This window comes from bacterium SCSIO 12844, assembly GCA_024397935.1.
Classification (GTDB): domain Bacteria; phylum Pseudomonadota; class Gammaproteobacteria; order Francisellales; family Francisellaceae; genus M0027.
On sequence record CP073743.1, the window covers coordinates 620180 to 633422 of the forward strand.

The following is a 13243-nucleotide window of genomic DNA, read 5'->3' on the forward strand; positions in this document are numbered from 1 at the left end:
TTAATTATGGGTGCATCAGTTCAAGCTCCAGCTGCACCACCACCTCTTCCAGGTGCTGAAAGCTTATTACCAGAAGTGCTACCAAAACTAAGAGGTGATATTATCATTGAATATGGGGGCGTTGATTATAATGGTAGTACTACTTATGTTATTTATGATCAATTGAATAATCGTTTTTTTCATGTTGACTGGCAAAGTCATGAAATATTAAAGTATTGGGGTGAAATTGCTCCAGCTGAGCTGATGGCTAGACTCCAAAAACATTCACTGATAGAAGTTGATGAGCAGCAAATCAGTTCAATGCTATCATTTTTATCTGAACAATGTTTAATTGAGCAAGGCTATCCAAGATTATTGCAAATTTTCAAAGCGCAAGAAGAGAAGAAAAAAATGAATACATTTCTTTGGTTGGCAAAGAATTATTTATTTTTTAGATTGCCTTTAGTTTGGCCGGATTATTTTATAACAACAACTTACCCTTATGTGGCTTTTATTTTTAGAAAAACATTTTTTTTCTTTATGCTTCTTTTAGCAATATTAGGTGTGGTTGTTATATCGAGACAATGGGAAACATTTACTGCAACGTTTTTTGATATGTTCTCAATAAGGTATTTAATTGTATTTGGCATTGCCTTAATTATTGCTAAAGTATTTCATGAGTTAGGTCATGCCTATAGTTGTAAACGCTATGGATTAAATATACCAACAATGGGCGTTGCATTTCTAGTTATGTGGCCAATGCTATATACCGATACGGGTGAAAGTTGGCGAATTAAAAGTGCAAAAGAGCGAATTCGTATTTCAATTGCTGGTGTGCAAATGGAAATATATGTTGCAATTTTTGCACTATGGCTTTGGATATTAGCTCCACCTGGTGTGGTTAAGAGTATTGCATTCTTCTTATGTACTTATAGTTTAATTGCAACAATTGTTTTAAACATCAGTCCATTTTTACGTTTTGATGGTTATCATGTATTATCAGATCTTCTAAGCATGCGGAATTTACAAACAAGAGGTTTCGCATTAACAAAGTGGTGGTTAAGAGAAAAAATTTTTGGTTTTAAATTTTCACCACCAGAGCAATTTTCAAAACTAAAGATTCGACTATTACTTTTATATGCATGGTTGACTTGGATTTATCGTTTTTTCCTTTTTATAGGGATTGCAATATTAGTCTATTATTTATTCTTTAAAGTACTAGGTATTATATTATTTGTAATTGAGATCATTTATTTTATTTTAATACCAATTGTAAGAGAGTTAAAAGTTTGGTGGCAGTTAAGGAGGTATGTTAAATTGAATAGAAATCTTGCAGTAAGCATACTTGTCTTATTATTTATAATTGGGCTTTTGGCAATTCCCTGGCGAAGTGAAGTTTCAATTCCTGCAACCTTTAGCTATAAAGAGCAAAGGTTATACTCACCAGAGCCTGCTTATATTGAAAGAATATTAGTCAAACGTGGTCAGTCAGTAAAGAAAGATCAGCCTTTGGTTATATTAAATTCACCAAAATTGGATTTTCATATTGAAAAGACAAAATATAGAATTGATCAAATTAATTGGCAATTAAAACGGATTGCTGGTGATCGAGAAGAACTTGAGTTACAGAAAGTTTTTCTAAGTCAATTAAATCACCAAAAAGCACAATTACAAGCTTATAATGAGCGTCGACAACGACTTACAATTAAAGCACCATTTAACGGAGATATCGTTGGTATATTAGATAATTTTGAGCATGATCGTTGGGTTAAAAATAAGCAGTTACTTGTTGAAGTAATTGATACGAAAGACTATGTTATTGATGCTTATGTTAGTGAAGATTATAAATACAAGCTAGCTGACGGCTTAGTAGGTAAATTTGTACCTGATAATATCGATATGCCAGCAATTGATGTCAAGATTAACCACATAGCTTATCAACAAATGAAATCATTACGATTAACTGACCCAGCCCATGCAAAAGATAATAATCAAATTAATCAAAGTGTTTATTTGTCGGGTTTACATGCTTCAACACTCGGTGGTGATATTGCTGTTAGAGCATCACAAACAAATGAGTTTATCCCTGAAATAAGTCATTATAATGTACAATTTGAGTTAACTTTACCCAAACAGCATACAGTTGATTTAAGCCAGGTTCAAAGAGGTCAAGTATTTGTTGCAATTGATCGAGAGTCTTTTTTATCTTATATGAGTAAACAAATTGTTGCATTTTTTATTCGTGAGAGTAGTTTTTAATCAAATAAATAGAAAATCTCGTTTACATTGTACTTTGTTAATGGGCATAATTAGCGTTTTTAAATAATGATGTGGTTGAGCATTGATAATGAAGTATTCTTGTGGTGTATTTATTGGTAGGTTTCAACCGTTACATACAGGGCATTTACACGTAATTAACCATTCACTAGCAATTTGTCAAAAACTTATTCTACTAGTTGGTTCATCAAATCGTGCACCAAGTATTAGAAATCCATTTTCTTTTAATGAGCGCAAGCAGATGATTTTAGCTGACCTTGAAAGTACAGCAATAGATATAAATCGTATTATTCTTGAGCCTATTGATGATTATTATTACGATGAAAATGCTTGGCTTAATGATGTAAAAATAGCGGTTAATCATAATTTGAATCAGGATGATACCGTTGTATTGGTAGGTCATAACAAAGATAGTTCAAGCTATTATTTATCATTATTTCCAAATTGGCATTATCAAGAAGTTGAGAATTTTAAACAATTAAATGCAACAGAGTTTAGAAATGATTATTTCTTAGAAGCTAAATTAACCAAAGGCTATTTAATTAAAGGTCAAGCAGGCTATGCGATTGATGGAACTTATAGTTTTTTATTAAAATTTGAAAAGACGAAAGCTTATCAATTATTAAAAGAGGAGTATATTTATGTTAGTGCCTATAAAGAAAGCTGGCGAGGAACGCCCTATCCAGTTATTTTAAATACAGTAGATGCATTTGTAAGATGTTGTGATCACCTGCTTTTAATTAAGCGTGGTGGTTTACCTGGAAAGGGACAATATGCCTTACCTGGTGGTTTTTTAGAAGTTGATGAACGTATTCAAGCAGGTATTTTAAGAGAACTAGAAGAAGAAACATCACTTAAGTTAAACTTAACAGATATTAAATATATTCAATGCTTTGATCATCCAGAGCGCTCTGTTCTAGGTAGGATAATTACTCAACTTGGAGTGTTTGATTTAAAATTGAATGATTTACCAGAAATTAAAGCATGTGATGATGCGAAAGAAGCAATGTGGATACCCCTTGAGATGATTGACTTATTAAAGCGTCAATTTTTTGATGATCATTATCAAATTATTCGTTACATTATAAAGCAAGGTAAAAAAGCCTTATGATATATCTACATAGTGGAATTATATGGATATAAGAAGTTAAACGACTGTTTGTTTAAATTAATGATTTTCCTTTTAAAACAAGTTGTTGTATAGATATAATCGCACTTGTTACAATGCTTGACAGCATGCTGTATTAATTATTTGTTTAATATGGTTATTTTTCAAAAATCAGTTGCAATAATTCTATACTGTAAGATTTGCAAATTTTGGGTTATCCTAGATAGTGGTGTTGAGTCGTTTTAGGACTTAATCATGATAATAATTAGGATTTAGGTGAAACAACAATGAATCAAGAGACGGAATTGCAGTTTGAATCGCCAGAAAAAGAGGCTATGCTGATTCTTGCTAATGTAGGTATTGCAGTTGATATGAATATCAAGGCAATGCTTTCAAGTTCGGTATCACCTGTACAATTAGCATTAAGTATTAAGCAGCTTTTTGATGCGAAACAATTAAGCAATATAGATAATTTAGTAGATTATCAACGTTGGCTTGAAGTTGATGGTAGTTTGTTTCTTGAGTTAGTACAACTTAATAAACATAAAATTTTAGCAACACTTGATGTGGACTTAATTGGCGATAATGTTCGTGACTATGCGATATTTCGTTCTATAAGTGCCATTATTAAAAGTGGGCTTGAAGCTGAGATTAATAAATACCACCAAGCGATTAATCATCCACGTTTTGACTATGTCAATTTTGCAAATGCAGTTGAAGCGTTAAGTCGGAGGTAGGTGAATAATGGTAGCATTAAATAAACAACAAATTTTAGGAAATTTTGTTAAAGCATGTGATTTATCTAATGTAAAAAGTGAAGATGAATTATTTCAGCGTTTGACTAATAATGAAACTTTAGGTGAGAATCTTTCTCAATTGTCTAACCAAAGAAATGAAGCTCCGACATTATTTGATAAACCTGACCTATCGAATGGCTATAATGGTCCTTCATTTGGGTAATTTTAAAAATATTTCCAGTTTATCTTATTAACACGTATAATCTATTAAATTTTATTTTAAAAATTTAATAGGAAAATTCTATGTTAAGTTTAATTTCTCCAGCAAAATCACAAAACTTTAAAGATAAAGCACCGATTAATTTTTCTCAAACACCCAAGTTTGAAAAAGAAATTTATCAATTGGTTAAAATTCTACAAGAACTAGCACCTGATCAAATTGCATCATTAATGTCGATTAGTGATAAGCTTGCATCTGAAGTCTATGATAAGTACGCTCACTTTAAAAAAGGCTTTTCAGAAAGCACAGCTAAGCAAGCTTTATTTACGTTTAATGGTGATGTTTATCGCGGCCTTGATGCAGCTACATTGGCTGAAAAAAATGCAAAATTTGCCAATGATCATTTATTAATGATTTCAGGCTTATATGGTTTATTAAAGCCATTTGACTTAATTCAACCTTATCGATTGGAAATGGGATCGAAACTAGATATTAATGGTCAGAGTCTTTATCAGTTTTGGCGATCAAAATTAACTGCTTATTTAAATGAGTTGCTTAGTCAACAAAAGACAAATATTGTAATTAATTTAGCATCTAAAGAGTACTCAAGTGCCTTTGAAAAAAAATCAATTAACGGTAGCTGGATTGATGTTGATTTTAAGGAATATAAACAAGGTAAGTATAAAACAATTGGAATTTTTGCTAAGCGCGCACGTGGTTCAATGGCGCGCTTTATTATTGATAAAGAGATTGATCAAGTTGATAAGTTAATTGCTTTTGATCGTGAAAATTACAAATTTAATGAAGAGTTATCAAATCCTAAACATCTTATATTTATAAGAAATCAGCATTCATGAAAATTAAGCTAATTGCATTAGGGCAGAGAATGCCTGGCTGGGTTGAAGTCGGTGTTAGTGAATTTAAAAAGCGCTTACAAGGGGATATTGATTATAAAGTCTGTGAATGTCCAATTGCAAAACGTACAAAAACAGGCAATATTAAAACTTGGTTAAATCAAGAAAGCCAAATAATTAGTCAAGAGTTAAGTCAGTCAGATTATATTGTTGTTTTAGATAGTCAAGGCAAATTGCACTCAACAGAGTCTTTAGCAGCAAGGTTAGATCATTGGAAGTTATTAGGCCAGCGCGTTGCTATTATTATTGGCGGGCCTGATGGTATTGATCAGTCAATTAAAAACAAAGCAAATGAAAGTATTTCACTTTCTAAGATGACATTTCCTCATCCATTAGTGCGTATTATGATTACGGAACAAATTTATCGAGCAATGTGTATACTAAAAGGGCATCCCTATCATAAATAGGCATGCCCTTTTTTAAAATATTTTTGATGGTTTATTTATATTTATTCAGAGTCTTTTTTCTTGCGGCCAAAAGCACCAAAACGTTTTTTGAAGCTATCAACACGACCTGCGGTATCAACAATTTTCTGCTTACCAGTATAAAACGGATGGCATTTATCACAAACTTCAATGTGAAAATCTTCACAACGAGTTGAGCGTGTTTTAAATGAATTACCACAGCTACAAGTAATTGTTACTTCTTCATATTTAGGTTGAATATCTAAATTCATTTTTAAATTCCTTAAAATTATACTTTGTATCGCCACTTTGATTTGTTTGCAAAGCACCATACGTTGTTTCTTAAATGACGCTAAATTCTAGCGAATTTACTAGAAAAACGCAAGATATTTAAAATGTTATAGTACATTTATGTTTGAAGTTTTCATATGGTGTGGTTGATTTTTAATTATCCAACTCTGAGTATATCACTTTGCCTGTTTTGGCATTTAAAATAATTTTAGTCTCTTGAGATTGCTTATCATGGGCTTTGATTTTATAAATGCCATGTTCTAAGCTAATGCTTGTGAAATCTTTAAATCCTGCTTTTTCGGCGGTGCTAATTGCTTTAGACATTGAAATAAAGGAAGTGTTAATATTTTTAGGTGGGTTAACTTTACCTGTCATTGGGTTAATTTTTAAATCAATTTTATGACCATTTTCATTGATTATTTCTGCTTGGTAGTAGCCATCATCGTATTCAACTTCTTTGATATGTTTATAACCAGCACTTTCTAAATTCTGTACAATTACAGGTAAGGGTACAGCAGTAGAGGGAACATAGTCATTATCTGCAAAGACAGAAGGTGTTAATAAAAAATTCAATGTAAAAAGAGTGCTTATAACTACTAGTTTTTGACGAAACATCGTAATGCCTTAAAATTTTTTAAACTACATAAGCCAAATAATACCTGAATTTCTAAATTTAGTAAGCTTTAATTATACATTAGAAACATTAATTTAAGATGAAAAATTATCCAATATACACTTGATTATAACATCATAAACTTAGAGGTTAATTGTGAACTATAAAGAAATGGCCAAAGTATTTATTATTAGCTTTCTTATTATTGGCATTAATGAAATTATATTATTTTTGGTAACAGCATTAATCTCACATCAATTATCACAAAGTGATTTTGGAGATTTTCAGTCATTTGTAGCAGGTATGCGTTTTTTTGGGGCATTAGCAACCTTTGGCTTTTTAGCTTTTATGGCGAAATATATTCCAGTATTAAAGCATCATCTAAGAAAAAAGGAGTGGACTGAAGTTAAAGCCTTTTATGTGAAAATAATCTTCCCAACAGTTGCAATTATATTGATGTTATTAACATTAACATTTTTATGTCTTTATTTTATTTTTAAAAAAGATCAGTTTAATCATCCATTTCTATTAATGTGCTTTGTTATATTATTGGAGTCATTTTTTCTAGTTGCATTTACATTGTTAAAGTCAAAATCAAAATATATTGCATCAACTACCTTATATGCAGTAAAGCATATTGCATTTTTAATATTAATTCTTTTATTTAAAAATAGTAGTCAGTCAGTTTATATTCCGGTTATATGCTATTTATTAGCTTATGTAATTACTTTAGTTTATTTCGTTATTTTAAAGCTTGTCATATTAAAACTTGAATACTTTCAAAAAACTTTTAATTTTAATATTTCGCCTGTTAAATGGAAGCTATTAGTTTTTCCATTTGCGTTATTAGCAATTTCACCTTATTTATTTTCTTCTTTAGTCATGATTGTCTTTGAAGTATTTGGTTCAGGGTCAGAGGATTTAGTTGGTAGACTAGGTGCTTTGATTGCTTTATTTAGTTTGTCGTTAATTGCCATTTTTCCATTAAAAACATTTACAGTGAATGAGTTAGCAAAAGTAGTTGATGAGCCTGATAAGGTAATCTCAATGGTTAAGTCATTATTTATTTTTGGCTTATCAGCTTGTTTAGTTTTATTTGTATTGTTTAATTTATTTTCTGGCATTCTAATTAGTGCAATGGCGTCTGAGTATCATGATTTGGTTAGTTATTTTAGGGTATTACTTATTTTGTTAATTTTAATTGGTATGACAAGCCCTTTTTCTTCATGCTTAAAGGTATCAAATAATGTTCATTTTGCCATTATATTTATTATATTAACAACCATGTTGGCAATTACTATTTTAGGGGCGATATTTTCTTATTTTTATCAATTAGAAGGTATGATTTTTGCTATATTTCTTTCGTATTTTATTTATATGGGGTTAAATATTTATTTTTTCTGGCGCGTTCATTTGCAAAAATTAAGTACTTTAACATAGCCGTTTTATTGTAGTATATTTAAATAATATGATACTTTAAGACTAAATGATCAATACATTAGTTTGAAGATGCAGTACTTTTCACCAGCAACAGAGCGGAACAAGTCGCCAATATTGGAGCAATTAATCCAATGGTTAAATGGGAATGAATCGATACTTGAAATTGGTAGTTCCAGCGGCCAGCATGGCGTATATTTCACTGAATTAATGCCTAATTTAGTGTGGCAATTTAGTGATCGTAAAAATTATTTAGCGGGCTTGGCTAAAAATATATCAAACATTAATCGATCTAATTTAAGCTTGCCGATTGAATTAGATGTAATCGATTATGATTGGCCTTCAAAAAAATATGATGTTGTCTTCAGTGCGAATACCATTCATATTATGTTAGAACATGAGGTTGAATATTTCCTAAATCATGTGCATTTAGCACTAAAACATAATGGAAGATTAATTGTTTATGGCCCCTTTAATTATCAAGGTAACTATACAAGTGAAAGTAATAAAGCATTTGACTTAAGCCTTAAACAACAAGGTTATGGCGGTATTAAATCATTTGAAAGATTGGATAAGATACTTTCTCAGTATGGGTTTAAACTTCAAAAGGATATTAATATGCCTGCAAATAATCGCTTGTTGGTGTGGCAGTTGAGTTAGTTTGCTTTCTTCTGTTCTAAGTTGTTTTGGTTGAAAAACTATAGAAAATAAACGGTAAAAAATTGAAAGCTTTATTTTGATATATTAAACTTAACTATAGTAAGATATTGATTGTATATCTTGATATCTCTAAATGTAATTAGATGTGTATGAAGGTGAAATTTAATGAATAAAATTTTAGAAGATGTAGGAGGTCTTTTTGATTTTTCTAGAAATACTAAAGCGCCAAAGATGGCTTCGTTGAGCACAAGGAAAAAAGGAGCTACCATTTGCCGCTCACATGTTATAAGTGACAGGCAGGCTTTAGAACAGGATGTACATAATGTGATTCTAAAAGTGAAGAAATAATATGGAATCAGATAATGATTTAACACCACAGACAAATCAAAATGATTCAAATCTTACTTTTAATGTGTAATATAATACTCAGACTAATATACATGGCCTTCCTCTTAGTGCAGAAGAGTTAGAAAAGTTTAAAAACATAGATCCAAAATTTGTATTTATCATTTAAAATAGATAAAACTCAGAAATTCTTGTTACCTATATGTTACCTTTAAGTAAAAGCTAGGTTAATATTTGTGAGTTTAAATATAGCTTAAAGTGTTGATTTATATATGGCGCGCCCGGGTGGATTCGAACCACCGACCTTTGGTTCCGGAGTGGATTTTTAGTGATTTTTTATGAAAAAATAGTTTCCTTATAATTTCAAATAAATAATTGAAATATAAAGAATAAAATTAACTATTAATTGATAATAAAATATTTGTTTTTTTGTGTTTTAAAATTATTTTGGTACCCCCGTGGTACCCAGATGTGCTATAATAGGACAATTGGACCCCTCTTAGCAGAAGAGTATTATGCCAACATTAAAATTTACAAAAACGGCTATTGATTCGATTGAGCCTTCAGATAAAAGAGTAGATTATTTTGATAGCGATGTAAAAGGTTTATCACTAAGAGTTGCGCCTAGTGGTATTAGGACATATTCATTATTGTATCGTCAAAATGGAATTAAAAAGCGTTATACGATAGGGAAGTATCCAACTATACCTTTGCAAGTGGCAAAGAAGGAAGCTCAACGGCTTTTACTTTTAATTTCTCAAGGTGAGGATATACAAAAACATAAAAAGGTTAATAAAAATGATAATGATATTTTAACTTTCAGAAAATATTTAGACCAATTTTATTTAAATTGGAGTAAAACACATCATCGTAGTTATATTCAAACTCACAATAGACTTTTGATAACTTGTAAACCACTTCATAATTTGCCTTTAGATTCTATAGATTTGAAAGTATTAAATAACTTTTTATTTAAGTACAGAAATGAATCTAATGTAAGTGATAACACCTTGAATAATACTGCAGCAGTTATAAAGGGTGCAATCAGTAGAGCTGAAGAATTTGGTTATATAGAGCATAATAAACTCAAAGGATTTAAAAAGTTTAAAGTATCAGAAAATAAAGTTCGTTATTTATCAAGTCAAGAAACCTCTGCACTTATGAAAGTTCTTGAGGATGCAGAAGAAATCATTCGAAATATAGTTTTAGTAGCTTATTATACTGGTATGCGTAGGGGGGAAATTTTTTCATTAGACTGGTCAGATATAGATTTTAAAACTAATCAAATTACTTTAGATAAGAATAATACCAAGTCTGGTAAAACAAGAAGTATTCCTATGCATGGGAATATTAGACAAATGTTGCTTGATCTTTCTAGTAATACATCAGTGGGTTTTGTATTTAAATCACCTGTTACTGGTGGCAGATTAGATAATATAAATAAGTCATGGGCAACTCTAATGCAAAAAGCTGAAATTGAGAATTTTAGATTTCATGATTTACGTCATAACTTTGCGTCTCAGCTAGTAATGAAAGGTGAAAGCTTATCTGTAGTACGTGAATTACTTGGTCACAGTGATTTTAAAATGACACTTAGATATGCTCATTTAGCACCAGAGCATAAGCAAAGGGCGGTAGATTTATTGTAGGGCATTCAATTAATTTGCAAATTCACTACAATATAGTATACTACTATATAAAGTAGTAGTTGGGTGTTTTGGCAATATGACTTGGGATGTTAAATACGTTGATGCAGTTCAAGAGTGGTTAGATAATTTGACAGTACAGCAATTAAAGTCAGTTGCTAAAGAACTTAGGTTATTAGAAATATCAGGTCATGAATTAAGGTTGCCACATAGTAAATCTCTTGGTTATGGCCTTTTCGAGTTAAGAGAAAGAAAGTTTGGCTATAGAATTTACTACACATTTGACCAGGGTAGAGTAATTATCCTTTTGAACGCTGGTAATAAATCTAGCCAAAAAAGAGATATTGTAAAAGCAAGAGAAATTTTGAAGCAATATAAGGGTGAGTGATATGAAAGTAAAAAGCTTTAAAGAGCATTTAGAGTCAAGACTCAATAAGCAAGATATTGCTGAAATAGAATCTGCCGCAGAAATGGAACTTGCAGCGATTAAAGCGCTTAGAGAAGATATTTCTAAGGCTTTAATTCAGTATATGTCAAAAAATGATGTTGGGTTTAATGACATAGTGCGTAAGCTAGGTAAAAGTCCTTCACAAGTGTCTAAAATTATAAAGGGTGAAGCAAATTTAACAATAACATCTATTGCCCAAATTTTTGCTATTATTGGAAAAATGCCACATATTAAATGTGCATAAGCAAAGAGCAGTAGATTTGTTATAAATTTTATATATAAAGACCCTAATCATTTAATTGTATAGATTTTGATAGTTAGCTTTTCACCAATGATAATGATGTTCTTTTTTGCATAAAGTTTGAAGTAGAGCTTTGCAGAGAAATATTTAAAAATTTTTCTTTTTCAATCAGCCTAGCAATTTCAGGAGTTATTAAGCTATCATATTCACCATTATAATTCATAATGTCAATTACCGTAATATTATTATTGTTGTGCTGTATTTTTATGTGATTATTTGATAATTCAATAGATTCTATATTTTTATTATTAGATTCATGTTCGACTAGTTTATTATAACATTCTTCGTAAGATAATTTAGTTAGGAGTTGATTAGCATACCTGTTAGAAGTTAGAAATTTTTTTACATCAACAAAACTTAATACTTGATGAGTTCCTACTTTAATAAAGTCACAATATAACTTTCCTTTTATATTTCTGAAATTTATAGCATTTCTTTTGTTATGTTTTAATGCGTTTTTTTTAAAATATCTAATCAACATTAATAAACTCCATTTTTTGATTATATGTTAATAGACTAGGGCTTTGAATGAACTCTACTTTAACTGTATTATCAATATCATTATTTAAAAAGCTGAAATTAAAAGCTGATGATGGTGCATGGTAATATATGATACCATCACGATCATAACTTTCGTATCTGTGAGTGTGTCCTGAAATTACATATTTGATTTTATGTTTATAGTTTTGAAGTACACTAATTACTTTATTGTTATTTTTTATTATATAGTTATCCATAAAATCATTAGTTGGTTGAGCATGATGATGCATACAAATAATAGTTTTATTAGAAGCAAGCTGAGTAAGATGTTCTTCTAGTTTATCTAAAGAATTTTGTGTAACCATGCCATAATCTTCATTCTTTACATTAGAGTCTAAAAAATAATAGTTTTGATTTTCAATAATTTTAGGAGTATCTAAGCAGTATATAATATTATTTTTCTTACAATAAAGTTCTAATAAACTTTTATTGTCATGATTGCCTGCCATCATAAAAATATTTTTATTTTTAATAAGATTTATTTGATCAAACAGCAAATCATAGCTTTGGTTGTTACCATCTTGAACATTATCACCAAGGAAAACAATATTTTTATCTATAATGGTGTTTAATTTAGAGACAACAAGTTTAAATATATTATATGTGTTAATGTTTTTAAGGTTGTTTTGGCAAACATGTGAATCAGAAATAAAAATCATTTGTTATACTCCAATATGTTGCTTCATAGAGTTTAATATGCCAGGTATAAATGTATTAATGATTAGCCCTACAATTACTTTAAAAACTAATGTGCCTATGACTAACTCCATAATTCGCAAAAATGAATAGTGATTAAAAAATGTGATATTGTATCCAATAAATACTAATAAAAACTTTGAAATAAAGTTACATAGTGTATCTCTTATATAAACTCCTAAGAATGAAATTGTGTAAATTGACTTTTTAAAAAAATTTATGGCGTATGCATTAAAACTAAAAGAAATTGAAATGCTAAAAAAAGTAGAAAATAAGACTACCCAATTGAATTTAAAGGCATTTGACCAAATTTGAGAATTTTCTCCTGGGATGGTTGAAATTAGCCATAATATTATATTAGCCATAACACCAAAAGTAGTAACAATAGACATAAAAATGAGAGATTGTTTAATGCCCCATCTTTCAGTAATGATATCACTAAATAGTAATGCTATTGGAAATAATAATCCAGACATAACCATTGGAGTACCAAAAAAATCAACTATTTTGTACGCAAATATATCACATAAAAGCATGGTAAATACGCCCATAAGTATACAAATAACATAAGCATAAATGTCTTTTTCATTGATAAATGGTGATTTATCTGTTTTTGTGTCCATTAAA

Annotated in this window: 17 protein-coding genes; 12 read left to right on the top strand and 5 right to left on the bottom strand. The window is 29.9% G+C overall.

Translation table 11 applies throughout. The features are described 5' to 3' along the window. The first annotated feature begins 6 nt into the window (after window positions 1-6). The 6 genes from KFE69_02950 (at window position 7) to rlmH (ending at window position 5642) form a co-directional block, all read left to right on the top strand. Window positions 7-2238: a biotin/lipoyl-binding protein gene (locus tag KFE69_02950; GenBank protein UTW43118.1), complete on the top strand. Its 2232-nt coding sequence runs from the start codon at window positions 7-9 to the stop codon at window positions 2236-2238. Window positions 2239-2326: 88 nt separating this feature from the next. Continuing rightward, on the top strand, window positions 2327-3367 hold the full coding sequence (locus KFE69_02955) for a bifunctional nicotinamide-nucleotide adenylyltransferase/Nudix hydroxylase (GenBank protein UTW43119.1): 1041 nt from the start codon (window positions 2327-2329) through the stop codon (window positions 3365-3367). A 284-nt stretch (window positions 3368-3651) separates the two neighbouring features. Continuing rightward, a complete protein-coding gene (locus tag KFE69_02960; GenBank protein UTW43120.1) occupies window positions 3652-4101 on the top strand; it encodes a hypothetical protein in 450 nt (149 codons plus the stop codon). Between the two features lie 7 nt (window positions 4102-4108). Next, window positions 4109-4324, top strand: a complete 216-nt coding sequence (locus KFE69_02965) for a hypothetical protein (GenBank protein ID UTW43121.1) — start codon at window positions 4109-4111, stop codon at window positions 4322-4324. A gap of 80 nt (window positions 4325-4404) precedes the next feature. Continuing rightward, window positions 4405-5178, top strand: a complete 774-nt coding sequence (gene yaaA / locus KFE69_02970; protein UTW43122.1) for a peroxide stress protein YaaA — start codon at window positions 4405-4407, stop codon at window positions 5176-5178. After that, entirely contained in the window at window positions 5175-5642 is a 468-nt protein-coding gene (gene rlmH / locus KFE69_02975; GenBank protein ID UTW43123.1) for a 23S rRNA (pseudouridine(1915)-N(3))-methyltransferase RlmH, read from the top strand. Before yaaA ends, rlmH begins: the two co-directional genes overlap by 4 nt. Window positions 5643-5683: 41 nt before the next feature. On the opposite strand, the gene rpmE is transcribed toward rlmH, so the two are convergent. After that, the gene (rpmE, locus tag KFE69_02980) at window positions 5684-5911 is read right to left on the bottom strand and encodes a 50S ribosomal protein L31 (protein ID UTW43124.1); all 228 of its coding nucleotides are present in this window, start codon (window positions 5909-5911) and stop codon (window positions 5684-5686) included. Between the two features lie 172 nt (window positions 5912-6083). After that, on the bottom strand, window positions 6084-6545 hold the full coding sequence (locus tag KFE69_02985) for a PepSY domain-containing protein (GenBank protein ID UTW43125.1): 462 nt from the start codon (window positions 6543-6545) through the stop codon (window positions 6084-6086). A 154-nt stretch (window positions 6546-6699) separates the two neighbouring features. Between KFE69_02985 and KFE69_02990 the strand changes: the two genes are divergently transcribed. The 6 genes from KFE69_02990 (at window position 6700) to KFE69_03015 (ending at window position 11323) form a co-directional block, all read left to right on the top strand. Continuing rightward, window positions 6700-7983: a hypothetical protein gene (locus KFE69_02990; protein UTW43126.1), complete on the top strand. Its 1284-nt coding sequence runs from the start codon at window positions 6700-6702 to the stop codon at window positions 7981-7983. Between the two features lie 69 nt (window positions 7984-8052). Then, window positions 8053-8640 (top strand): DUF938 domain-containing protein, encoded by a 588-nt coding sequence (locus KFE69_02995; GenBank protein UTW43127.1) that lies wholly within the window; start codon window positions 8053-8055, stop codon window positions 8638-8640. Between the two features lie 165 nt (window positions 8641-8805). Further along, window positions 8806-8988 carry a hypothetical protein gene (locus KFE69_03000; protein ID UTW43128.1) on the top strand — a complete coding sequence of 61 codons (183 nt, stop codon included), beginning with the start codon at window positions 8806-8808 and terminating at the stop codon, window positions 8986-8988. 512 nt (window positions 8989-9500) lie between these two features. Further along, on the top strand, window positions 9501-10634 hold the full coding sequence (locus KFE69_03005; GenBank protein ID UTW43129.1) for a tyrosine-type recombinase/integrase: 1134 nt from the start codon (window positions 9501-9503) through the stop codon (window positions 10632-10634). Window positions 10635-10710: 76 nt separating this feature from the next. Next, window positions 10711-11019, top strand: a complete 309-nt coding sequence (locus KFE69_03010; GenBank protein ID UTW43130.1) for a type II toxin-antitoxin system RelE/ParE family toxin — start codon at window positions 10711-10713, stop codon at window positions 11017-11019. Between the two features lies 1 nt (window position 11020). Continuing rightward, a complete protein-coding gene (locus KFE69_03015) occupies window positions 11021-11323 on the top strand; it encodes a hypothetical protein (protein ID UTW43131.1) in 303 nt (100 codons plus the stop codon). 73 nt (window positions 11324-11396) lie between these two features. On the opposite strand, the gene KFE69_03020 is transcribed toward KFE69_03015, so the two are convergent. The 3 genes from KFE69_03020 to KFE69_03030 are packed head-to-tail and all read right to left on the bottom strand — an operon-like array spanning window position 11397 to window position 13239. Further along, the gene (locus KFE69_03020; protein ID UTW43132.1) at window positions 11397-11861 is read right to left on the bottom strand and encodes a hypothetical protein; all 465 of its coding nucleotides are present in this window, start codon (window positions 11859-11861) and stop codon (window positions 11397-11399) included. Next, window positions 11851-12579 carry a metallophosphoesterase gene (locus tag KFE69_03025; protein ID UTW43133.1) on the bottom strand — a complete coding sequence of 243 codons (729 nt, stop codon included), beginning with the start codon at window positions 12577-12579 and terminating at the stop codon, window positions 11851-11853. The genes KFE69_03020 and KFE69_03025 overlap by 11 nt, the downstream gene beginning before the upstream one ends. A gap of 3 nt (window positions 12580-12582) precedes the next feature. After that, complete coding sequence (locus tag KFE69_03030; protein ID UTW43134.1) at window positions 12583-13239, bottom strand: VUT family protein; 657 nt, start codon at window positions 13237-13239, stop codon at window positions 12583-12585. Window positions 13240-13243 lie beyond the last annotated feature (4 nt).